Raw genomic sequence first — 22,767 nt, 5'->3', positions numbered from 1 at the left:
CCTACAACCGGTGGGACATGTTCCAAAAGCCAGCTTACTAACCTAGCCTTCCGCTCCGAACGTCGAGCGCTGCGAAGCGTCGATGAGCAGACGATCAAAGATCGGATGTGCCGGCCGTCTCGTCATCGGCCCTTGCCACCGTCAATCGTCAATAATATTCGGGATTGGGAGGGGCGAGCATGGATGCTGGCGGGCAACAGGACTTTGGCAGGGCAATTGGCACGAATCGGCTGACGTCGGCAGTCGCAATCACGTCGGCGTTCCTGCTTTTCATCATCGTACTGTTCGATCTCGTTCTCAAACCGTTTCTGGACTCCACCAGCCTGACGGAGAGTTCGATCTCCGATGTCCTCCAGTTGATTTTCGTCGGATCGCCAGCCCGGCTTCCCCTGGATTCCTGGGAACCGATGATGAAGGCCTTCGACTGGCTGCATCGGCATCTCGGGGAGAATGTCTATGAGGCGATCTTCTTCGTCGAACATGTGAAGTTCCAATATCCGCTGACCTCCCTTCTTCCGATGGAGGTGATGGCGTCGGTCGGTCTGCTGCACCTTCGGGTCTACATCTTGGTCAACCTCATCCTCACCTGCGCCACCGCGCTCGGCATGGGCATTCTCATGCTGGACCTGGCAGCTCGGCTGGGACTGTCCGGCCCGTCCGATACGCTGTCCTCGCGTCTGAAGCTGGCCAGCCTCGGCGTGCTCGCGACGCTCGGCTTCTTCCCGGTGGCGAAGGCATTCTCGGTCGGCCAGATCCAGGTCTGGCTGAACGCGGCGTTCGTCCTGTCGACGATCCTCTACAGCCGCAACCGCCGCTGGGCGGTCGGCATGCTGCTGGGCCTGTCGACGCTGATCAAGCCGCAGATGTCGCTGTTCCTGCTGTGGGCGCTGCTGCGCAAGGAGTGGCGGATCGCCGGGGGCTGGGCGGCCATCGTGGCGGTCGGCACCGCGGTGACGGCGATGCTGTACGGGGTGAAGCCGATGCTGACCTATCTGGACGTCCTGTCCTTCATCGGCGCGCATGGCGAGGGATATTACTCCAACCAGACGCTGAACGGGCTTCTGAACCGGCTGCTCCACAACGGCAACAATGTGCAATGGCTGGGCGACGCCTTCGCCCCGCACCATCCGCTGGTCTATTGGGCAACCATGTCGTCCGGCCTGCTGTTCATCGGATTCGGCCTGCTCTGGCGCCGGCATGACGACGGTGACGGCGGGCTCCTGTCCTTCGCGATGGCCGGCATATGCTTCACGGTCGGATCGCCGGTCGCCTGGATTCATCATTTCGGCATTCTGCTGCCCGCCTTCGCCATCGCCTTCCTCGCCGTCGCCAGAACCGCGGCGGAAAATCCACAAGGGGCGACCCGCAATTTCCAACTCCTTGGCGTCGCGTTCCTTCTCACCGCAGTCGACGCCTTCAAGCCGGCGAACGCCTTGGCGGACACGCCCTTCAACATCCTGCAATCCTACATGTTCTTCGGCACGCTGATCCTCATGACGGTGCTGTGGCGGGTGGCGGCACCGGTTCGCCAGGACCGGCCGCTGTCCTTCCCTCGGGCGGCGCTGCCGGGCTGACGCGCGGTTCGCGCCGCCTGCCTCCCGGCCGCACACCGGAACGCCGGGGCTTCCGCACCTGTTGGTGGGCCAGATGACCCAACCGGCAGGAAGGAGCCCAGTCATGCCACGCTACACGCCACGCTATCCGGAAGCAGGCCATTCCCATGAGGACGGCACGGGCTGGATGTCGGCCCGCGGGCTGGCGATGATGGCCGGCGGTGCGGCCCTGGCGCTGGTGGCGAGCCGGCTGCTGCCGCCGGTGGTGGCGCAGCTCGCCGGATCGGCCCGCGCGTCGGCGGGCCGCGACGGTTTCGACGCGCTGATCGACGACCACCGCCACATCCAGGCGCTGCTGGTGGAGATGGTGCAGACGCCCATCGACGCGCCCGGCCGCCGCACCCAATTGCTGCTGCGCCTGAAGCGCCGGCTGGCCGCCCACGCCATGGCGGAGGAGGACGTCGTCTATCCCATGCTGCACGACCAGGCGCGGAAGGAGGAGGACGCCAAGCATCTCTACGGCGAGCATGCCGAAATGAAGATGCATCTCTTCACGCTGGAACAGACGCCGAAGGACGATCCGCACTGGCTGGCCGTGGCGCTCGACCTGAAGCGCATCATCGACGGCCATATCCGGCAGGAAGAGGAGATCGACTTTCCCGCCCTGCGCAACAGCCTGGACGAAAGCCAGACCGCCACCATGTCCGGCGGCGTCGCCCGCGAAAAGGCGCTGATCCTCTGATCATCGCCTTTCGGTAAGGGGCCGGCACCGGAACGCTCCGCCCACCGGTCCTGTTGCTGAACGCAACCGTAACGAAGGCGAAAGTTGGGGAGAGATCGATGAGAGCACTGGTCTGGCACGGCGCCAACGACATCCGCTGCGACACGGTCCCGGATCCGGAGATCGAGCATCCGCGCGATGCCATCGTCAAGGTGACGACCTGCGCCATCTGCGGGTCCGACCTCCACCTGCACGACAATGTCATGCCGGGCATGGAGAAGGGCGACATCGTCGGCCATGAGTTCATGGGCGAGGTGATGGAGGTGGGTTCAGAGGCCAAAAGCGCGCTGAAGGTCGGCGAGCGGGTGGTGGTTCCCTTCACCATCTGGTGCGGCGAGTGCGACCAGTGCAAGCGCGGCAACTACTCGGTCTGCGAGCGCTCCAACCGCAACAAGGCGCTGGCCGACAAGGTCTTCGGCCACACCACCGCCGGCCTGTTCGGCTACACCCACCTGACCGGCGGCTATGCCGGCGGGCAGGCCGAGTATGTGCGGGTGCCGATGGCCGACCGCACCCACATCAAAATTCCCAGCGGGCTGACCGACGAGCAGGTGCTGTTCCTGGGCGACATCTTCCCCACCGGCTGGCAGGCCGCCGCCCAGTGCGACATCCAGCCGGACGACACGGTGGCGATCTGGGGCTGCGGCCCGGTCGGTCAGATGACGATCCGCAGCGCCATCCTGCTCGGCGCCAAGCAGGTCATCGCCATCGATTGCGTGCCGGAACGGCTGGCGATGGCCAAGGCCGGCGGCGCCATCACCATCGATTTCCAAGAGGAAAGCGTCGTCGAGCGGCTGAACGAGCTGACCGGCGGCAAGGGTCCGGAGAAATGCATCGACGCCGTCGGCATGGAGGCGCACGCCACCGCCACGCTGGATTCGATGTACGACCGCGCCAAGCAGGCGCTGATGCTGGAATCGGACCGCGCCCATGTGCTGCGCGAGATGATCTATGTCTGCCGCCCGGCCGGCACGCTGTCGATCCCCGGCGTCTATGGCGGGCTGATCGACAAGCTGCCCTTCGGCATGTCGATGAACAAGGGCCTGACCTGGCGCATGGGCCAGACCCACGTCAACCGCTGGACCGACGACCTGCTGAACCGCATCCAGGAAGGACAGATCGACCCGTCCTTCGTCATCACCCACACCGTTCCGCTCGACCAGGGCCCCGAGATGTACAAGACCTTCCGCGACAAGCGGGACGGCTGCATCAAGGTGGTCCTCAAGCCCTGAGGTGACGTCATGGCCTATTACAACCGCTCCTCCACCGGAGACAACCTCGCCCGCGGGCTCGGCTGGTTCAGCATCGGCCTCGGCGTCGCCGAACTGATGGCCGGCCGGACCATCGCCCGCTGGATGGGGATGGAGGACAAGACCAACCTGATCCGCGCCTATGGCGTGCGGGAGATCACCGCGGGCGTCGGCCTGCTGGCTCTCGGCGATCCCAAGCCCTGGATCTGGAGCCGCATCGCCGGCGACGCCGTCGACATGGCAACGCTGGTGGCGGGCATGGAGGACAATCCGCGCGCCGGCAACGCCCGCATCGCCTTTGGCGCGGTGGTGGCGGCGACGGCGCTGGACGTGGTCTGCGCCCAGAAGCTGCACCAGGAGGAGGCCTATTACCGCAGCCTGCCGGTGCCGGACTACAGCGACCGCAGCGGCTTCCCCCGTTCGGTCTCCGCCATGCGCGGCGCCGCCAGCGACGCCCCCATCGGCGAGGACATGCGGACGCCAAGGATCCTGCAGTTCCAGCCGGCGCAAGGCCAGACTGCCCAGAGTCAGACGGCTACCTCCTGACCCAGATGCACCCGGCAGACCTGTTCATGGCGCTGTGGCGCCCGCTGGAGGAACGGCGCGACGAGGTCCGCGCCCTGGCCCGAGGGCTGGAGGCGGACCACGCGCGGGCCGGCCGGCTGGCCATGGACGCGGCGGCGCAGTTGCAGAGGGGCGCCGCGGTTCTGGAGAGGTGGGTCGGGGACGGAATGGACCTCGACCGGGTTCTCGCGGCGGCGCAGGCCATCGACGGGTGGTTCTCACCGATGGCCTCCCGCTTCGATGTCCAAGCGGCCGACGACCCGCTCCCCGCCGAACGGCTGGAGGCGCGCCGCCGCCTGACCCGCGACGGCCGCTTCAACGCCGACCCGGCGGACGGACATCTGATCCTGCGTCCCGGCCTGCTGGCGCGCGCCATGAACATCCGGGAGACGGCGCCGCCGGGCGCCGATCCCGACGCTTTCGATCCGGTCGACCTGTTCTCCGCCCTGCTGGTCGTGCCGCCCGGCCTGACGATGGAGGCCGAGCGCGATGGCGACCCGGACCGCCGCATCGCCGTCCGATATCGCCGCATCGCCGCGGTGTCCGATCAGGATCCGGCCGACCCTGCCTGGACGCCGGTCATCGGCGTCGTCCCGCTGGCGGAGGCGGAGGACGACCTCGCCATCCGCCAATTCCGCCGCGACGGCGAGGACTGGTACGACCCCACCCCACGCGACTTCAGCCGCCGTGCCGCCGACGCCATCGCCGGACTGGCGGAGCAGGGCGCCACCTTCGTGCTGTTCCCCGAGGTGTCGGTCGGGACCGGCACGCTGGACGCGATCCGGGGGGCGCTGCGTGCCCAGGCGGTGGACGGCCCGATCCGCTACGCCCTGGTCGGCGTGAAGGAGGAGGCGGAAGACGGTGGACGGCCGCACAACCGGGCGCTGCTGCTCGACCGCTGCGGCACAGTGATCGGCAGCCAGACCAAGCTGCATTGCTGGGACCTGGACAGCAACCAGTGCCGATCCTACGACCTGCGCGACCGCAACGGCCGGCTGCTGGACTGCGCGCGCGAGGACATCGAGACCGGCGATTGCTTCACCCTGTTCGAACTGCCCGACCTCGGCCGGCTCGCCATCGCCATCTGCGAGGATCTGGGGCGCTCTGAGCCCAGCGCCTGGATCGCGTCGGGCATGATGGTGGACTGGCTGGTCACCCCCGTGATGGACAGCGGCCTGACCACCGAGCGCTGGCAGGCGAAGGAAGGCGGGGCTTCGTCGCGCGCCGGCTATTGCCGGGTGATCGTCGCCAACAGCATGGCGCTGTCGCACCGCTTCAACCGCTACTGCCGCGCCAATGGTGAAGAGGACAAGCTCATCGGGGACTGCGGCGTCGCCCTGCTGTTCCAGCCCCGCGCCAGCCAGGCCGGCGCGCCCCGCATCGCCTGCCTGACCCTGCCACTGGCCGACCCGTCCCCCGGCTATGTCTGCTCCCGCTGGACACCCGCCCGCTGGCCCGCCCTCCCCAATCCCGAACCGGCCGATCCCGAACAGGAGGAGAGCAGCGAATGAGCGCATTGGAGCCGGCGCTGCGGTCTCTGACCGACGCGCTTCTGGAGGCCGTCGGCCGACAGGACTGGGCCGTCGCGGACGCCGAACTGGAAACACTGGCGCAGGAGACCGTCGCCGCCATGGTGGCGAATCGGACCGAGGACCTCGCCACGCTCGCCCGGCTGGTCGCGCGCTGCCACACGGCGCTGTCGCTGACGGAAGGGCTGGGCAGCGAGGCGATGCACCGCCTGGGACAGTTGCGGGCGCTGGCGCTGACCATCGCCGCCGCCCGCGGCCGCACCCCGCCCCGTTCGGCCGATGCCCTCCGCGCCCCCGGCACGCCGGCCGCCGCGGTCCTCTCGGCATTGGGCTCCGGCCCGCAGACCTGCCCCGCCCTTGTCGAAGCCACCGGTCTGTCGGCGGAGGAGGTGGGAAGCGCCCTGCCGGAGCTGCGCGCCACCGGCCTCGTCCGCTCCTGGCCAGCGGGGCGGCTGACGGTCAACGCGCTTCGGACCGGCTGACGGTCGGCGTCGGTCCATCTGTCCTCATTCCACTTGGAACGTGTTCCGCAGCGTCCCGTCGGCATTGACCATCTGGTAGCGGCCGTCGGGCAGCCGGTAGATCTCCATGCATTGCTGGCGGGGATCCGCGTCCAGCGTCAGGCAATAGCGGTCGCCGTTGACCGTCCAGCGCCCGTATTCGTTGCCCTTGGCGCCGGAGATGACGATGGACCCATCTTTGGAAAAGCGGTTGATGTAGGACTTGCCGCGCGGGTTGACGATGCTCAACGTATGGCCGCCCAGCAGCGTGGAGACCTCCGGCCCGGTCAGGCGCTGGGCACCCGGCTTGCGGAAGTCGGGTTCGATCCCGGCGCAGGCGGACAGGCCCGCCAGAAGGGCCAGCGCGGCGAGCGGCAGCCGCTTGCGCATCGGCGCCGGGGTGGTCGCGCGGGATGGGACTTGCATCGGTCTGGTCGCCTTTTCCGGTTGTCTCACCCTGCAAGATTGGCGGCGGACCCTCTCCGGGCAAGCGTTGCCTCATGGGTCGCCCCCCGAACCAAATCCCGGCCGGCATGTTCTTAAGCCCGTAAGAACCGGGGCGCCGCGCGCTCTCGTCTCATCGATCAGCAGGAACCGGATCAGCAGGAACCGATGGAATTTCCGATCTCCTCCACGGTCGCCGCCTTCCTGGCGCCGGTCGTCGCCGTGGCCATTGCGATCGCCGTCCACGAGGTGGTGTGGCGGGTGTTGCAACGGCTGTTCCGTCCGACCAACGCACCGGTGCTGAGCCGGGTCGTCATGGCCGGCCGTACCGCCACCCGCTTCGCCATGGTGTTCGCGGCCCTTCTCGCCTCGGTGCCGGCGCTGCCGCTGCCGCCCACCGCCATGGAGATGCTGGCGCGCGCCGTCGGCATCGGCTTCATCGGCGCGCTGGGCTGGGCCATCGCCGCCAAGGTCGGGGCGGTGTTCGACGCTTATCTCGACCGCAGTGGCCCGAACGAGCGCGGATTCGAATGGCGGCGGCGGCGAACCAAGCTGACGGTGTTCCGGCGGCTGGCCCTGCTGACCGTCCTGGGCATCACCGCCGGCTTCATGCTGATGACCGTGCCGCTGGTGCGGACCATCGGCATCAGCCTGTTCGCCTCGGCCGGCGTCGCCGGCATCGTGCTGGGCATCGCCGCCCGGCCGACCATCGCCAACCTGATCGCCGGCATCCAGATCGCGCTGACCCAGCCGATCCGAATCGGCGACTCGGTGGTGGTCGAGGGCGAGTGGGGCAATGTCGACGAGATCACCTCGACCTATGTCGTCGTGCGCATCTGGGACGACCGGAGGCTGATCGTTCCGCTGGGGTATTTCCTGGAGAAGCCCTTCCAGAACTGGACCCGCGACGCGCCGAACATCCTGGGCTCGGTGATGCTGTATGTCGATTACTCGGTGCCGATCCCGGCCCTGCGCGACCATCTGCGCAAGGTGCTGGACAGCACCAGCCTGTGGGACAAGCGGGTTTGGAACCTGCAGGTCACCGACCTGAAGGAACACACGATGGAGCTTCGCGCCCTGGTCAGCGCCCCTGATGCCGGCACGGCCTGGGACCTGCGCTGCCTCGTGCGCGAGGAGATGATCGGCTTCCTGACGGAGCGGTATCCGGGATCGCTGCCGCGCGAACGGCTGGATCTGGCGCGTTCCGCTTCGAGTGCCGCCGGCGAACGGCGGGCACCCATGGAGGTCCGAGTGGGAACCGACGGGCGGGCCTGAGCCCGCCCGTTGGACAGGACCGTCACGAAGACAGGGTCTTGTTGACCCGCAGCGCCACCAGCGTGCAGACCGCACCCGACAGCAGATAGAGGCCGGACGCGACCAGCCCGAATTGGGCGGACAGGTACAGCGCGACGAAGGGCGCGAAGCCCGCCCCGAACAGCCAGGCCAGATCGGAGGTCATGGCCGAACCGGTGTAGCGGTATTGCTGGCTGAAGCCCGACGCCACCGACCCCGACGACTGGCCGAAGGACAGGCCGAGGATGACGAAGCCCACCACCATGAACACCGCCTCGCCCGTCTGGCCGCCGTCGAGCAGCAGCGGGGCGAAGCCGCTGAACACCGCGATGGCGGCGGCGCAACTGCCCAGCAACGTCCTCCGCCCGACCCGGTCGGCGATATAGCCGGACGCGACGATGGCGGCGATCCCGAAGGCGGCGGCGATCACCTCGATCACCAGAAACGCCCCGGTTTCATGCTGCGCGTTCAGGAAGATCCAGGACAGCGGGAAGACGGTGACCATGTGGAACAGGGCGAAGCTGGCCAGCGGCGCGAAGGCGCCGATCACCACGCGCTTGCCCTCCATCTGCAGCGTCTCCACCACCGGAGCGGGCTGCAGTTCGCGGTTCGTGAACAGCCGCTCGAACTCCGGCGTCTGGACCAGACGCAGGCGGGCGAACAGCGCCACCACGTTGATGGCGAAGGCGACGAAGAAGGGATAGCGCCAGCCCCAGGCGAAGAAATCCTCCGCCGACAGGCTGTTGACCATGTAGGCGAACAGACCGCTCGCCACGATCAGGCCGATGGGCGCGCCCAGCTGCGGGATCATCGCATACCAGCCACGCTTGTTCTGCGGCGCGTTCATCGCCAGGAGCGAGGCGAGCCCGTCCCAGGTGCCGCCCAGCGCCACGCCCTGCCCGACGCGGGACAGCGCCAGCAACCAGGCGGATGCGACGCCGATCGCCTCATATCCCGGCAGGAAGGCGAGCGCCACCGTCGACCCGCCCAGCAGGAACAAGGCGATGGTCAGCTTGGCGCTACGCCCGTAATTGTCGTCGATGGCCATGAAGATGAAGGTGCCGATCGGCCGCGCGACGAAGGCCAGCGCGAAGATGGCGAAAGACCAAAGGGTGCCCGTCAGCGGATCGACATAGGGAAACACCAGCTTTGGAAAGACGATCACGGAAGCAATGGCGTAAACGAAGAAGTCGAAAAACTCGGATGTTCGGCCGATGATCACGCCGATGGCAATTTCTCCGGGATTCACCCCGTGATGCCGCGCGTTCACCAGCCTCGCATCCCGTTCGACCGCCGCAATCGATGGATTCATCATGTCGGCCCCGGCTGCGTTATTTCGCTTGCGATGATCCGTAGATCATACAATATGTCACCGCAACATTCGGTGGCCTGTCAAGCGCGCAGGAGTCGGGGCATTGGACAAATTGTCCAATGTCGCCGCTGGGGCATGGACGCTAGCTGTCTCCCCAAAGCAAACCTTTGATACAGGTCCTGCCTTGAGCCGTTATCGCGCAATCGCCCTGCTGCCAGTGATGGCGGCGTTGAGTGGCTGCAACCTGGTCGTGCTGAACCCGGCCGGCGACGTTGCCAGCCAGCAGGGAGACCTTGTGGTCATCTCCACCCTGCTGATGCTGCTGATCATTGTCCCGGTCATGGCGCTTACCGTGCTGTTCGCCTGGCGTTACCGTCAGTCGAATAACACAGCCCGCTACGAACCGGACTGGGACCATTCGACGCAGCTCGAACTGGTGATCTGGGCAGCCCCGCTGCTGATCATCATCTGCCTGGGGGCCATCACCTGGGTCACCACCCACAAGCTCGACCCCTACCGTCCGCTCGACCGCATCGCGGCCGACAAGCCGCTGCCGGCCGGCGTGAAGCCGCTGGACGTGCAGGTGGTGGCGCTCGACTGGAAATGGCTGTTCGTCTATCCCGAATACGGCATCGCGTCCGTGAACGAGATGGCGGCGCCGGTGGACCGGCCGATCCGCTTCAGCCTCACCGCGTCGACGGTGATGAACTCCTTCTACGTTCCGGCGCTGGCGGGCATGATCTACGCCATGCCGGGCATGGAGACGAAGCTCCACGCCGTGATCAACGAGCCGGGGACCTACAAGGGTTTCTCGTCCAACTACAGCGGCGCCGGCTTCTCGCACATGCGCTTCGCCTTCCTCGGCCTGTCGGACCAGGATTTCGACGGCTGGGTGTCCAAGGTGAAGACCGCGGGCGGTTCGCTCGACCGCAATGCCTACATCGCGCTTGAAAAGCCGAGCGAGGCGGTTCCGGTCCAGCATTTCGGCACCGTCGATCCGAAGCTGTTCAACGCCGTCGTGAACCTGTGCGTGCGCCCCGGCACCATGTGCATGAGCGACATGGCCGCCATCGACCGTGCGGGCGGGCTGAACGCCGGCGGCATGGCCGCGGCCAACGGGATCCTGCGGGCCAACACGCTGGCCGGCTTCCCGGACACGCAGCCGACCGGCCTGTGCACCGTCGCCGAGGCGGTCGAAGCCGCCGCAAACTCGGGCGCCGTGCAGCGCCCCACCGTCACGCCGATCAGCGCGTCCGCCTCCCAGGCCGGGCCGCAGCGGCTGGCCAATCCCTGATTGGGCACACCGGCATGCTTGAGACACTGACGACCTTCCTCTTCGGGCGCCTGAGCCTGGAGTCCTTCCCCTATCACGAGCCGATCCTGGTCGCGACCTTCTTCGCGGTCATGCTCGGCGGCATCGCGCTGGTGGCGGCCCTCAGCTACTTCAAGCTGTGGGGCTACCTGTGGAAAGAGTGGTTCACCACCGTCGACCACAAGCGCATCGGCATCATGTACATGATCCTGGGCCTGATCATGCTGCTGCGCGGCTTCGCCGACGCCATCATGATGCGCGCCCAGCAGGCCATCGCCTTCAACGGCAGCGAGGGCTACCTCAACGCTCACCACTACGATCAGGTCTTCACCGCCCACGGTGTGATCATGATCTTCTTCGTCGCCATGCCGCTGGTGACGGGGCTGATGAACTATGTCGTGCCGCTGCAGATCGGCGCGCGCGACGTGTCCTTCCCGTTCCTGAACAATTTCAGCTTCTGGATGACCGTCGGCGGCGCCGTGCTGATCATGGCCTCGCTGTTCGTGGGCGAGTTCGCGCGCACCGGCTGGCTGGCCTATCCGCCGCTGTCGGGTCTGGAGGCCAGCCCGGACGTCGGCGTCGACTATTACATCTGGGCCTTGCAGGTGGCGGGCGTCGGAACGACGCTGTCGGGCATCAACCTGATCTGCACGATCGTGAAGATGCGCGCCCCCGGCATGACCATGATGAAGATGCCGGTCTTCACCTGGACTTCGCTCTGCACCAACGTCCTGATCGTCGCCTCCTTCCCGGTCCTGACCGCCGTTCTGGTCCTGCTGTCGCTGGACCGCTATGTCGGCACCCACTTCTTCACGAGCGACATGGGCGGCAACCCCATGATGTACGTGAACCTGATCTGGATCTGGGGCCACCCGGAAGTCTACATCCTGATCCTGCCCTGCTTCGGCATCTTCTCGGAGGTAACCTCCACCTTCTGCGGCAAGAAGCTGTTCGGCTACACCTCGATGGTCTACGCGACCGTCGTCATCACCATCCTGTCCTACCTGGTGTGGCTGCACCACTTCTTCACCATGGGGTCGGGCGCCAGCGTGAACTCGTTCTTCGGCATCACGACGATGATCATCTCGATCCCGACGGGTGCGAAGATCTTCAACTGGCTGTTCACCATGTACCGCGGCCGCATCCGGTTCGAGCTGCCGATGATGTGGACGATCGCCTTCATGCTGACCTTCGTGATCGGCGGCATGACCGGCGTGCTGCTGGCGGTTCCGCCGGCCGACTTCGTCCTGCACAACAGCCTGTTCCTGATCGCCCACTTCCACAACGTCATCATCGGCGGCGTGCTGTTCGGCCTGTTCGCCGGCATCTACTACTGGTGGCCCAAGGCCTTCGGCTTCCGCCTGGATCCGTTCTGGGGCAAGGTGTCCTTCTGGTTCTGGGTGATCGGCTTCTACGTCGCCTTCATGCCGCTCTACGTCCTGGGCCTGATGGGCGTCACCCGCCGCCTGCGCGTGTTCGAGGACCCGTCGCTGCAGATCTGGTTCCAGATCGCCGCCGTCGGCGCCGTCCTGATCGCCATCGGCATCGGTGCCTTCCTGGTCCAGATCGCCGTCAGCGTCCTGAAGCGCAACCAGTATGTCGACGTCACCGGCGATCCGTGGGACGGCCGCACCCTGGAATGGGCGACCTCCTCGCCGCCCCCGGGCTACAACTTCGCCTTCACGCCCGTGATCCACGACAATGACGCGTGGTGGGACATGAAGAAGCGCGGCTATGCCCGTCCGCTGGAAGGCTACCGCCCGATCCACATGCCCGCCAACACCGGCACCGGCGTGATCCTGGCCGGCATCAGCACCGCGCTCGGCTTCGCCCTGGTCTGGCACATCTGGTGGCTGGCGGCGCTGAGCTTCATCGGCCTGCTGGTGGTCGCCATCAGCCATACCTTCAACTACAACCGCGACTTCCACATCCCGGTGGAGGAGGTCGTGGCGACCGAGAACGAGCGGACCCGTCTGCTCGCGGGACAGGTGTAAAGCATGACGACGACCGTTGAAGCCATGCATGGCGGCCACGCGGGGCACGATGCCCCGCGCGACGCCACCCCGCCCGTCTTCTATGTAAGAGACGAGCACGCCCACGAAGCCGCCAGCACCGCGCTCGGCTTCTGGATCTACCTGATGAGCGACTGCCTCATCTTCGCGGTGCTGTTCGCGACCTACGGCGTGCTGGGCACCAGCTACGCCGCCGGTCCGACGCCGAAGGAACTGTTCGACCTGCCGCTGGTGGCGCTGAACACGGCCATGCTGCTGTTCTCCTCCATCACCTACGGCTTCGCCATGCTGGCGATGGAGAAGGGTCGCACCGCCCAGACCCAGGGCTGGCTGGCGGTGACGCTGCTGTTCGGCCTCGCCTTCCTCGGCATCGAGCTGTACGAGTTCGCCCACCTGATCCATGAGGGGGCCGGCCCCGGCCGCAGCGCCTTCCTGTCGGCCTTCTTCACGCTGGTCGGCACCCACGGGCTGCACGTCACCTTCGGCAGCGTGTGGCTGGTGACGCTGATGGTCCAGGTCGCCCGCCGCGGCCTGATCCCGGCCAACCGCCGGCGCCTGATGTGCCTCAGCATGTTCTGGCACTTCCTGGACGTGATCTGGATCGGCGTCTTCACCTATGTCTATCTGATGGGGATGCTGCGATGAGCACTCACGCGCACGGCGACCACCACGCCCATCAGGGCCACGGTCACGGCCACGACGACCACGGCCACGTCGAAGGCGCCCACGGCACCTTCGGCAGCTACATGACCGGCTTCGTCCTGTCGGTGATCCTGACGGTCATTCCGTTCTGGCTGGTCATGACCGGCACGCTGGACAACACGACCACCACGGCCGTGATCCTGGGGCTGGCCGTGGTCCAGATCCTCGTCCACATGGTGTATTTCCTGCACATGAACGGCCGCGTCGAGGGCGGCTGGTCGATGTTGGCGATGATCTTCACGATCATCGTCGTGGTCATCATGTTCGCCGGTTCGCTGTGGGTCATGTACCACATGAACCACAACATGATGCCCGGCATGACCACCCCCGACATGAGTAAGCTGCCGTGACCGGACAGCCGTCCGCGCCCCACGCGGGCGGCACGGCCAAGGGGGCCCGCCCGGTTTGGGCGCTGGCCCTCTTCGGCCTTCTGGCGCTGGCCGGCATCGCCGGCCTGACCGCGCTCGGCGTCTGGCAGCTCGAACGGCGCGTCTGGAAGCTCGACCTGATCGAGCGGGTGGAGGCGCGCATCCATGCCTCCCCCGTCCCCGCTCCGGGGCCGGAGTCCTGGCCCGCCGTCTCCGCCGCGTCGGACGAATACCGCCGGGTTTCCGTCACCGGCCATTTCCTGCACGACCGCGAAACCCTGGTGCAGGCGGTTTCCGACCTGGGCGGCGGGTTCTGGGTGCTGACGCCGCTTGTCACCGACCGCGGCTTCACCGTGCTGGTCAACCGCGGCTTCGTGCCCCCGGAAAAGCGTGATCCCGCGACCCGCGCCGAAGGACAGCCGCAGGGCACGGTGACCGTCGCCGGCCTTCTGCGCCTCACCGAACCGAAGGGCGGTTTCCTGCGCAGCAACGACCCGGCCGCCGGCCGCTGGTATTCCCGCGACGTCGCCGCCATCGCTGCGGCCAAGGGAGTGGCCGAAGTCGCCCCCTATTTCGCCCCTTACTTCATCGATGCCGATTCCACCCGCAATCCCGGCGGCTGGCCGGTCGGCGGCCTGACCGTCGTCAGCTTCCCCAACAGCCATCTCGGCTATGCGCTGACCTGGTTCGCGCTGGACCTGATGCTGATCGCCGCCGTCCTGTTCGTGATCCGCAGCGAGTTGCGGCGCAGACGGGCGTAACGCTGACCTTATTGGGTACGCGGCCTCAGAAACGGGGTTCCCCCCGGTGCCGGGGCCGCAACCTTGTCCAGCGGCAGCAGGCGCTGAAGGGCTGCGATGTAGCCGTGCAGCGCCTCCCGCCCGACGGGGGTGAGGGCGTAGCTCGATTGCGGCCGACCCTCCCCGGTGTCCTTGCGGACCGACACGTATCCTGCCGCGATCAGCTTCTTCAGATGCGAGTCGAGGTTGCCGTCCGACACCTCCAACCGCTGCTTCAGCTCGGTGAAGGTCGCCTCGCCGGCACCGGCCAGAAAGGCGGCGACCTGCGTGCGCAGCGGTTGGTGCAGCAAAGGATCGAGCGTATCCACAATGGGTCCATTTAGGGTTTGAGGTCGAAGCGCGCCGACATCGTGCCGGGCGCCTTGCTGTCGGCCTCGCCGGGCAGCGTGATGGCGAACTCGCCGCCGACCGCCCGGGTCGCGGACATCCAGTTCTTTCCGTCGAAGCTCAGCCAGCTCTTGTAGAGATAGACGTCACGGTTGGTGGCGACCTCCATCCGCGCAAGGCCCGGCTTGGACAGCAGCGAACCGGAAACCGACGCCACCACCGGCAGCGGCGCGCCGGCCGGGTAGAGCAGCACGTAATCGCCGCCGGCCGACGGTGCCTCACCATAGCGGACAACCGGAATTTTCGCCATCTCGTCGGCACCCGGCGGCGGCATCAAGCCCGCGCAGCCGGCAAGCGTCGCCGTGGCGGCCAGCAGGGCCGCGGTCAAAATCCGGGGCATGTCATTCTCCTGAGGGTATGGATAGGAAAAGGGAAGGGAAAAGGCCGGTCAGCGCTGCGGATCGGCCATGGAGTTGGCGTTCACCGGGGCACGGATCACCGGCCCGCGGTCCGGCGTGAGATCGCCCTCCAACTTGGGGACATGGAGCCAGAGGCCGGCCGTGCCGCGCATCCAGGGCTCGCCGTCGAAACGGGCGTCTCCGGTCGGCACGCCGTTCTCCAGCACCAGTTGCACCGGCTTGGCGAGGGTCAGGGGCAGAATGGTGGCCGGATCGTTGCGGAAGATGTTGCCGTTCACGCGGATCTCCACCGGAACCGGCGTGCCCGCCGGCAGGGTGAGGATATGGCGCCCCACGGCACCTTCCCCCTTGCGGAAGGCGTCGAAGGTCAGGGCCGGCGCATCCGCCGGGGCGCCGAAATCGCCGTGGTGCCGCAAGGCGAGCGGCACGCCGAGCACCACCAGCATCCAGGCGGCGGATTGCGCCATGCGGTGCCAGGACGGCCGCGTCCGGCCGCGGTCGAGCATCAGCGCCAGAAGCGGCAGCCCCAGCCCGAACACCGACGCCGCGATCAGCCGGATAATGCCGTAATCAAGCCGGTAGACGAGGCTGGCGATGCCCGTGAGGATGGCGAGCACGCCGATCCACTCCAGCAGCTCCTCGGAAAACAGGCCGTGCACATAGAGGCCAAGGCCGATCAGCACCACCCAGGCCGCGCACACCATGTATCCGCCGCCGAAGAAGAAGGTGGCGAAGGTCATCAGGATGCCCAGTGCCACCAGCAGCCACCAGACCTTCAGCACCTGCCGGTGGATGAAGGACCATGCCTCGTCCCTATGCCGCTTGACCCGCCGCGTGAGCTGCCAGTCCAGCACGGCCACCCCGCCCAACGACAAGGTGAGCAGCAGCAACCACGCCACGGCCTGCTGCGTCACGTCCGTGAACTGCGCCGGGGTGAAGATGTGGTCGCTGAGAAGAAGCAGCGCCGCTCCCGTCACCCCCCACAGGATCAGGGTATGCCGCTCGATCCGCAGATTGCGGTGCCCGGCCGAAAGCATGGAGTGAATGGCGTCCAGGCGCTGGGACAGGCTGTCGGACATCGGGTTTCCGTTGGCTTTCTGGCGGCGTCACTCTGTAATGCAGAGTAACTATACTCTGAAACGCAGAGTGTCAACGGCCAAGCCCTCGCCTGCGTCGATATGGGCCAACGCCTTTTGGCTTACCGGAAATAGCCCACAAAGCTCCCCTCCCGCCGGTAACTCTCTATATAAGTCGGTGGGCTGATGAACCGGGTGAGGAACAGGACATCTTTCGTGCGCGACACCACCGACCGCAAAAACCTGTTCCTGCTCGTCCAGCTGCGTTGGCTCGCCGTCGTCGGGCAGATCGTGACGATCCTGATCGTCCATCTGCAGATGGGCATCCGGCTGCCGCTGCTGCCGATGGCGGCGGTGATCTTCGTCCTGGTCGCGCTGAACATCGCCAGCCTGATCCACATCCGCCGCAGTTCGGCGGTTTCCAACACACAGCTTTTCCTGGAGCTGCTGATCGACGTCTGGGCGCTGACCCTGCAGCTCTATCTCAGCGGTGGCGCCTCCAACCCCTTCATCTCGCTTTATCTTCTTCAGGTGGCGCTGGGTGCCGTGCTGCTGGAGGCATGGTCGGCCTGGGCGCTGGTGCTGGTGGCGACCGCCGGCTTCACCTGGCTGACCGGCACCTACCAGCCGCTTCCCCTGCCCCATTCCCATGAGGGCGAGCTGTTCAGCCTGCACATCCAGGGGATGTTCATCTGCTTCGTGCTGGCGGCCAGCCTGTTGGTCCCCTTCCTCACCCAGATCAACCGCAACCTGCGCGCCCGCGACGCCTATCTGGCCGAACTGCGCCAGCGCTCCATGGAAGAGGCGCACATCGTCCGCATGGGCCTGCTCGCGTCGGGCGCGGCGCACGAGCTGGGGACGCCGCTCGCCACCCTGTCGGTGATCCTCAACGACTGGCGCCGCATGCCGTCGCTGAAATCCGACCCCGACCTTGCGGACGAGATGGCGGAGATGCAGAACCAGATCGACCGCTGCAAGGCCATCGTGTCGGGCATCCTGCTGTCGTCGGGCGAGGCGCGCGGCGAGGGAACGGTGCGCACCACGGTGAAGGGCTTCCTCGACGATCTGGTGCAGGATTGGCTGTCCAGCCGCTCTCCCGGCCGCTTCGAGTACGACAACACCGTCGGCCCGCAGGAGCGGATGATCGCCGACCTCGCCCTGAAGCAGGTGCTGTTCAACGTGCTGGACAATGCGATGGAGGCGTCGCCGGGCTGGATCGGCGTCGCCGCCCTGCGGCAGGGCGACAATCTGGTGGTGGCGGTCAACGATTCCGGCCCCGGCTTCGATCCCGCCATCCTGGAGGAGCTGGGCAAGCCCTACCGCTCCACCAAGAAGCGGCCGGGCAGCGGGCTCGGCCTGTTCCTGGTGGTGAATGTCCTGCGCAAGCTGGGCGGCACCGTTTCGGCCAAGAACCGCGTCGGCGGAGGCGCCACCGTCACGCTGACCCTGCCGCTGGCCGCCCTGTCGCCGGGAGGCTCCGATGGAGACGACTGAGCTGGAGACGACCGAATTTGAAGGCGGCGACCGCACCCTGCTGATCGTCGAGGACGACGCCGCCTTCGCCCGCGCGCTGCGCCGGTCCTTCGAACGCCGCGGCTACGAGGTGCATGCCTGCGCCGGGCTGGAGGAGATGCGGGAGCTTCTGCAGACGGTGGATCCCGACTACGCGGTGATCGACCTGAAGCTCGCCACCGGCTCCGGCCTGGAATGCGTGAAGGAGCTGCACGAGGCGGATGAGGAAACCCGCATCGTCGTGCTGACCGGCTTCGCCAGCATCGCCACGGCGGTGGAGGCGATCAAGCTCGGCGCCTGCCACTATCTGGCCAAGCCCTCCAACACCGACGACATCGAGGCGGCATTCGACCGCACCGAAGGCGACACCTCCATCGCCCCCTCCGCCCGCAGCACCTCGATCAAGAACCTGGAGTGGGAACGCATCCACGAAACGCTGGTGGAGACCAACTTCAACATCTCGGAGACGGCAAGGCGGCTGGGCATGCATCGCCGCACGCTGGCCCGCAAGCTGGAGAAGAAGCGGGTGCCTTGAGGGGTTGATTTGCCCCCACCTAACCTCCCCCGCTGGGCGGGGGAGGGACTGCCGCCGCTCTCCAAATCAGGCGCCTGCTCCCTCCCCCGCCCAGCGGGGGAGGGGTGGGGTGGGGGCAAGCCCCCGCTCCATCGCCGCGACCAACTCCGTCTCCAGCGTCTCCGCCCGATGCGCCGCCGTATGCGCCGCCAGGATCCGCCGACGCGCCTGCTCGCCAATCTCGCCCTCTGCCGCCGGACGTCTCAGCACGTCCAGCACCTCGTCGGCCGTCTCGGCCAGGATGATCTCCCGCCCCGGCTCCAGAAGCGTGTCGATGCCGTCCCAGATGTCGGAGATGATCGGCGTGGCACAAGCCGCCGCCTCGAACAGGCGGACGCTGGGGCTGTAGCCGGCGCGGATCATGTCCTCTCGCGTCACGTTCAGGGTGAAGCGGCTCGCCGCGTAGAAGGCCGGATGGTCGGCCGGAGGCACATGGTGCAGCCGCTCCACATTCGCGGGCCAGACGATGTCGTCCGGGTATTGCGGCCCGGCGACGACGAAGCGCAGTTCCGGCGCCCGGCGGGCGGGTTCCAGCAGCAGCCGATCCAGCGTCGGCTGGCGGTCGATGCTGTAGGTGCCGAGATAGCTGAGATCCCAGCGCTTGGGTAAAGGCAGCGGCGCATAGGCCTCCGCATCCACCGAGCAGTAGAGCGCGCGGGCCGCCGGCGAGGCGTACTGTTCCATCAGCCGGTCGAGGGTCGGCCCGCCGGTGAAAGAGAAATATACGTCATAGCGGGAGATGATCTCCGGGGCGAGATACTCGTAATCGCCGCGCTCCAGCTTCGCCAAAGTCACCGGCGTGTCGATGTCGTAGAAGGCCACCACACCGTGCGCTGTCTCCTGCGCCCAGCGCCCGACCGCTACACCCTCCGGCACATAGGATCCGACCAGCACCGCGTCCGCCCCGGCGACGGCGGCGGTGAAGCGCTTCAGATCCTCGAGGTCGCTGTAGAAGGCCAGTTTGCACCAGCCCGGATTCGGCAGGTCGCGGTTGTTCGCGTACCAGGGAACGTCCCGCTCCAGGAACAGGATCTCGTGCCCGCGCGCCGCGAAGGACTTCAGCAACGCGCGGAAGGTGGTGGCATGCCCGTTGCCCCAGGAGGAGGACAGGCTGAGCCCCAAAACGACCAGCTTCATGCCGCGCTCCGTTCCCGGCGGGCAGCCAGCGCGCCGCGCAACAGCTGGTCCACCTCGACCGCCCGGCGGGCATAGGTGTGGCCGGCCAGGATGCGGCGACGCGCCGCCTCGCCGATGGCGCGGGAGCGTTCCGGCGTCAGCGCCCGCAGATGCTCGGTCACGTCCTGCCCGTCGCGGGCGACCAAGACTTCCTCGTCGGGGGCCAGGAACAGCTCCACCCCCTCCCAGGCGTCGGTGATCAGGCAGGCGCCGGCGCCTGCCGCCTCGAACACGCGGGTGGCGGGGGAGAATCCCACCTCCGCCATGCTGTCGCGGGCGATGTTCAGCACCGCCTTGGCCGAGGTGTTGAAGGCGTTATGGTCGGCGGTGCCGACATGGCCGATATGGGTGACGTTGCCCGGCAGACCCTTGGTCTCCCAGCCGCTGCCGCCGATGATGTAGCGGGCGTCCGGATTGCGCGCCGCCGGCTCCAGGAAGAAGCGCTCCACCCGCGCCTCGCGGTCGGGCAGGCGATTGCCGAGGAAGTTCAGGTCGGCGCGGAAGCGGTCCTGCGGCGGAACCGGGTGGTGGGTCGACGGGTCCAGCGCGTTGTAGACCGGCCGGCAGACCGGCGCCCCCATCGCCTCATAGGCCGACACCACCGGCGGCCCGCCGCCATAGGTCAGCACGAAGTCCAGTTCGGGCAGGCGGCGGCGCAGCACATGGTCCGGCGCCTGCCGCAGCTCCGCCAGGGTCGCCGGGGCGTCCACGTCCCAATAGATGCGCAACGCCTGCGGGTTGGCGACATCCATCACGCCGTCCAGCAATTCGTCATCGAAGACGCCGACGCCGTTGGCCTTCACCACCACATCGGCCTTCACGGCTTCGGCGATCACCGCGCGGCAGGCCTCGGGCGTGGCGTCATAGACGACGACCTTGGCATAGTCCGGCGGCTCGATGTCGCGGTGCTTCTGACGGTCGAAGGCGTCCGGCTCATAGAAGGTGATGTCCCAGCCATGCCTGGCCAGTTCGCTCAGCATGCCGCGGTAATAGGTGGCGGCGCCGTTCCAGTAGGAGGACAGCAGGCTCGACCCGTAAAAGGCCATCTTCATCGGGCGGACTCCTCGAGAACCGGTTCTTTTTGATTGCCGCGCAGGCTGCCGACGATGGACAGCAACTCGTCGACGCGATGGGCGCAGGTGTGGCGGGCACGGATCGTCTCCAGCCCGCTGCGGACCAGTTCGGCGCGCAGCCCCTCGTCCTCGTCGATGGCGCGCAGATGGTGGGCCATCTCCTCGCCATTTCGGGCGAACAGGAAGTCACTGCCGGGGCGGAACAACCCTTCCGCATCGCTCCACGGTGCGCTGACCAGCGGGATGCCGCATGCCAGCGCCTCGAACACGCGGATGGTCGGGATGCCCGGCAGCAGATCGACATAGAAGCGGCGCGGCACATGGACGGTGACACTGTGGCGGGCGAAGATCTCCGGTGCCCTCGCATTCGGCAGCCAGCCCTTGTAGGCGATGCCGTAACGCTTCAGCGTCGCCAGCGCGTCCTTCGGGTAGCGCACGCCGTAGATCTCCAGCGGCAGCCCGGCGCCCCTGGCCGGCGCGAAGAGGAAATGCTCAAGCTCCTCCGTCCGCTCGCCATCGCCCCAATTGCCGATCCACACCGCGCCCTCACGCGGACCTTCCTCGACGGGCGGATGGAACAGCCGGATGTCGGCCGCCTCGTGCCAGACGAAGACGCGGCCTTCCCAGCCCCAACGACGGTAGACCGCCGCCAGCGTCTCGCCGAAAGCCAGCACGCCGTCATAGCCGGACAGATCAAAGGCGTTGATCGCCTTCGGGTCGCTGACCGCGCGATGGTGGGTGTCGTGGAACAGCAGGGTGAAACGCCCGCCGCGCTTGCGGGCATCACCAACGGCTGCGACCAGCGCCGGATCGTTCCATTCATGGACGATCACCAGATCGGCGCCATCACAGGCGGCCTCCACCTCGAAGCCCTTCGGCATCGTTTGCGACGACAGCTCCGGATAAGCGCTGCGATAAGCGTCCAGCCCAGACTCGCCATGATCGGCCAGCAGGCTCTGCAGGCTCCAGGCGCCATCCGGTTCCAACACCCGCACGTCGTGGCCGCGGGCGATCAGGTCGCGCAGCACCCCGCGCAGGAAATGGGCGTTGCCGTGGTTCCAGCAGGAGGCCAGCGAATGGGTGAAATAGACGATCCTCACGCGATCACCTCCGAACGCACCGGGTGCGTCACCGACCGGTAGACGTCGAGCATCCCGGCGGTGAGACGGTCCATGTCATAGCGGGCAGAGCGGCGGCGGGCGGCGGTGCCGAGCCGGCGCGCCTCCAGCGGGTCGTCGAGCAGCCGGCGCAGGGTCGCTGCCAGTGCCGCGGCATTGCCCGGATCGGCGAAGATGGCGGCGCCGTCCCATAACTCGCGGAAGCTGGCGATGTCCGACAGCACCAGCGCGCAGCCGGCCTGCGCCGCCTCCAGCACCGTCAGCCCGAACGGCTCGTACAAAGGCAGGGAGGCGAAGACCGGCGCCCGCGCCATCCATCCGGCGACCGACGCGCCGTCCAGCCGCCCCAATGCCTTCGCATGGGTCAGTCCGACACGGTGCCCGGTCGGGCTTTCCAGCGGCCCGGCGGCGAACACCGGCACGTCCAGCAGCTTCGCCGCAGCGTCCAGCAACTCGACGTTCTTGCCCGAATCCCACAGCCGCCCGGCGGTGAAGACGAAGCGTTCCCGCCCCATCGCGGCCCGCCGCGGACCGGCCTTGCGGGCATAGCGGCCGTTGCGCACCACCACCGGCGGCGCCACGCCATAGAGCGCCGCGGTGGCGTCGGCGAAGGCGGCGCTGGGCGCCACCAGCACGTCGCAGGCATGATAGCCCCGGCGCAGCAGCTCCGTCCGCCAGCGGAAATCCTCCGGCATCCCGCCGCCGCGCACCGCCGCCCACCAGCTGGCCATGCAGGAATGGCAGACGCCGACGACCGGCATGGTGAAGCCGGCGTCGGCGGCCAAGGCCGGGCTGTTGAGATGAACCACGTCGGGGCCGAGCCGGGCCGCCAGATCGCCCAGCGCCTCCGCCGTGCGGCGCACCGCGGCCTCGTCGGGGGCGGTCCAGTCCAACGGCAGACCGGTGTCGATCAGCTCCAGCCCGTCCACCGCCGCCGCTGCGGCGACCTGATCCGGGTGGGGCGACGGCCCCAGCACGGCGAGCGTCACCCGCGTCCCCTGCCCCGCCAGTTCGCGGGCCAGATCCAGCGCATAGGTCCACACCCCGCCGACGCTGTCGGCCGTCATCAGCA

Annotated in this window: 23 protein-coding genes; 14 read left to right on the top strand and 9 right to left on the bottom strand. The window is 67.4% G+C overall.

The features are described from left to right. Positions 1-410: 410 nt before the first annotated feature. The 6 genes from FZ983_RS05385 to FZ983_RS05360 all read left to right on the top strand — a co-directional run bounded on the left by FZ983_RS05385 (position 411) and on the right by FZ983_RS05360 (position 6,159). A complete protein-coding gene (locus FZ983_RS05385) occupies positions 411-1,574 on the top strand; it encodes a glycosyltransferase family 87 protein (protein WP_211102869.1) in 1,164 nt (387 codons plus the stop codon). 103 nt (positions 1,575-1,677) lie between these two features. Next, the gene (locus FZ983_RS05380; protein WP_149222560.1) at positions 1,678-2,295 is read left to right on the top strand and encodes a hemerythrin domain-containing protein; all 618 of its coding nucleotides are present in this window, start codon (positions 1,678-1,680) and stop codon (positions 2,293-2,295) included. 98 nt (positions 2,296-2,393) lie between these two features. Further along, complete coding sequence (locus tag FZ983_RS05375) at positions 2,394-3,566, top strand: zinc-dependent alcohol dehydrogenase (protein WP_149222559.1); 1,173 nt, start codon at positions 2,394-2,396, stop codon at positions 3,564-3,566. A 9-nt stretch (positions 3,567-3,575) separates the two neighbouring features. Beyond that, entirely contained in the window at positions 3,576-4,130 is a 555-nt protein-coding gene (locus FZ983_RS05370; RefSeq protein ID WP_149222558.1) for a cyclase dehydrase, read from the top strand. A gap of 26 nt (positions 4,131-4,156) precedes the next feature. Beyond that, positions 4,157-5,659 (top strand): nitrilase-related carbon-nitrogen hydrolase, encoded by a 1,503-nt coding sequence (locus FZ983_RS05365; RefSeq protein ID WP_247883594.1) that lies wholly within the window; start codon positions 4,157-4,159, stop codon positions 5,657-5,659. Beyond that, a complete protein-coding gene (locus tag FZ983_RS05360; RefSeq protein WP_149222556.1) occupies positions 5,656-6,159 on the top strand; it encodes a hypothetical protein in 504 nt (167 codons plus the stop codon). The genes FZ983_RS05365 and FZ983_RS05360 overlap by 4 nt, the downstream gene beginning before the upstream one ends. Positions 6,160-6,183: 24 nt before the next feature. On the opposite strand, the gene FZ983_RS05355 is transcribed toward FZ983_RS05360, so the two are convergent. Beyond that, complete coding sequence (locus tag FZ983_RS05355) at positions 6,184-6,603, bottom strand: hypothetical protein (protein ID WP_149222555.1); 420 nt, start codon at positions 6,601-6,603, stop codon at positions 6,184-6,186. A 186-nt stretch (positions 6,604-6,789) separates the two neighbouring features. Here FZ983_RS05355 and FZ983_RS05350 point away from each other — a divergent pair, with 186 nt between their 5' ends. Then, complete coding sequence (locus FZ983_RS05350; protein WP_149222554.1) at positions 6,790-7,896, top strand: mechanosensitive ion channel domain-containing protein; 1,107 nt, start codon at positions 6,790-6,792, stop codon at positions 7,894-7,896. Between the two features lie 22 nt (positions 7,897-7,918). Here FZ983_RS05350 and FZ983_RS05345 read toward each other — a convergent pair whose 3' ends face one another. Further along, on the bottom strand, positions 7,919-9,229 hold the full coding sequence (locus tag FZ983_RS05345) for an MFS transporter (RefSeq protein WP_188092250.1): 1,311 nt from the start codon (positions 9,227-9,229) through the stop codon (positions 7,919-7,921). Positions 9,230-9,410: 181 nt separating this feature from the next. Between FZ983_RS05345 and cyoA the strand changes: the two genes are divergently transcribed. The 5 genes from cyoA to FZ983_RS05320 are packed head-to-tail and all read left to right on the top strand — an operon-like array spanning position 9,411 to position 14,381. Further along, positions 9,411-10,520 (top strand): ubiquinol oxidase subunit II, encoded by a 1,110-nt coding sequence (cyoA, locus tag FZ983_RS05340; protein ID WP_188092249.1) that lies wholly within the window; start codon positions 9,411-9,413, stop codon positions 10,518-10,520. A gap of 14 nt (positions 10,521-10,534) precedes the next feature. Beyond that, the gene (gene cyoB / locus FZ983_RS05335) at positions 10,535-12,532 is read left to right on the top strand and encodes a cytochrome o ubiquinol oxidase subunit I (RefSeq protein WP_149222553.1); all 1,998 of its coding nucleotides are present in this window, start codon (positions 10,535-10,537) and stop codon (positions 12,530-12,532) included. A gap of 24 nt (positions 12,533-12,556) precedes the next feature. Next, positions 12,557-13,195, top strand: a complete 639-nt coding sequence (gene cyoC / locus FZ983_RS05330; protein WP_149223046.1) for a cytochrome o ubiquinol oxidase subunit III — start codon at positions 12,557-12,559, stop codon at positions 13,193-13,195. Further along, positions 13,192-13,602 (top strand): cytochrome o ubiquinol oxidase subunit IV, encoded by a 411-nt coding sequence (cyoD, locus tag FZ983_RS05325; RefSeq protein WP_149222552.1) that lies wholly within the window; start codon positions 13,192-13,194, stop codon positions 13,600-13,602. The genes cyoC and cyoD overlap by 4 nt, the downstream gene beginning before the upstream one ends. After that, complete coding sequence (locus FZ983_RS05320; protein WP_149222551.1) at positions 13,599-14,381, top strand: SURF1 family protein; 783 nt, start codon at positions 13,599-13,601, stop codon at positions 14,379-14,381. The genes cyoD and FZ983_RS05320 overlap by 4 nt, the downstream gene beginning before the upstream one ends. An 8-nt stretch (positions 14,382-14,389) precedes the next feature. On the opposite strand, the gene FZ983_RS05315 is transcribed toward FZ983_RS05320, so the two are convergent. The 3 genes from FZ983_RS05315 to FZ983_RS05305 are packed head-to-tail and all read right to left on the bottom strand — an operon-like array spanning position 14,390 to position 16,245. Beyond that, positions 14,390-14,728, bottom strand: a complete 339-nt coding sequence (locus tag FZ983_RS05315; RefSeq protein ID WP_211102868.1) for a transcriptional regulator — start codon at positions 14,726-14,728, stop codon at positions 14,390-14,392. A gap of 11 nt (positions 14,729-14,739) precedes the next feature. Further along, positions 14,740-15,147 carry a hypothetical protein gene (locus FZ983_RS05310; protein ID WP_149222549.1) on the bottom strand — a complete coding sequence of 136 codons (408 nt, stop codon included), beginning with the start codon at positions 15,145-15,147 and terminating at the stop codon, positions 14,740-14,742. A gap of 48 nt (positions 15,148-15,195) precedes the next feature. Beyond that, positions 15,196-16,245, bottom strand: a complete 1,050-nt coding sequence (locus tag FZ983_RS05305) for an MFS transporter permease (protein WP_149222548.1) — start codon at positions 16,243-16,245, stop codon at positions 15,196-15,198. A gap of 213 nt (positions 16,246-16,458) precedes the next feature. Here FZ983_RS05305 and FZ983_RS05300 point away from each other — a divergent pair, with 213 nt between their 5' ends. Further along, the gene (locus FZ983_RS05300; protein ID WP_247883593.1) at positions 16,459-17,736 is read left to right on the top strand and encodes an ATP-binding protein; all 1,278 of its coding nucleotides are present in this window, start codon (positions 16,459-16,461) and stop codon (positions 17,734-17,736) included. Beyond that, positions 17,723-18,289, top strand: coding sequence for a response regulator transcription factor (locus FZ983_RS05295; protein ID WP_149222546.1), 567 nt, complete (start codon positions 17,723-17,725; stop codon positions 18,287-18,289). Before FZ983_RS05300 ends, FZ983_RS05295 begins: the two co-directional genes overlap by 14 nt. A 66-nt stretch (positions 18,290-18,355) precedes the next feature. On the opposite strand, the gene FZ983_RS05290 is transcribed toward FZ983_RS05295, so the two are convergent. From FZ983_RS05290 to FZ983_RS05275, 4 genes are read right to left on the bottom strand one after another with little or no spacing between them, the layout of a single operon-like run. Beyond that, positions 18,356-19,465 (bottom strand): glycosyltransferase, encoded by a 1,110-nt coding sequence (locus FZ983_RS05290; RefSeq protein WP_149222545.1) that lies wholly within the window; start codon positions 19,463-19,465, stop codon positions 18,356-18,358. Continuing rightward, positions 19,462-20,556, bottom strand: coding sequence for a glycosyltransferase (locus FZ983_RS05285; protein ID WP_149222544.1), 1,095 nt, complete (start codon positions 20,554-20,556; stop codon positions 19,462-19,464). Before FZ983_RS05285 ends, FZ983_RS05290 begins: the two co-directional genes overlap by 4 nt. Next, a complete protein-coding gene (locus tag FZ983_RS05280) occupies positions 20,553-21,677 on the bottom strand; it encodes a glycosyltransferase (RefSeq protein WP_149222543.1) in 1,125 nt (374 codons plus the stop codon). Before FZ983_RS05280 ends, FZ983_RS05285 begins: the two co-directional genes overlap by 4 nt. After that, complete coding sequence (locus tag FZ983_RS05275; protein ID WP_247883663.1) at positions 21,674-22,762, bottom strand: glycosyltransferase family 4 protein; 1,089 nt, start codon at positions 22,760-22,762, stop codon at positions 21,674-21,676. Before FZ983_RS05275 ends, FZ983_RS05280 begins: the two co-directional genes overlap by 4 nt. Positions 22,763-22,767: the final 5 nt, after the last annotated feature.

The organism is Azospirillum sp. B21 (assembly GCF_008364825.1).
GTDB lineage: Bacteria > Pseudomonadota > Alphaproteobacteria > Azospirillales > Azospirillaceae > Azospirillum.
Note: the sequence above shows the minus strand (reverse complement) of the source record. Positions and strands in the feature narration are given on the sequence as shown.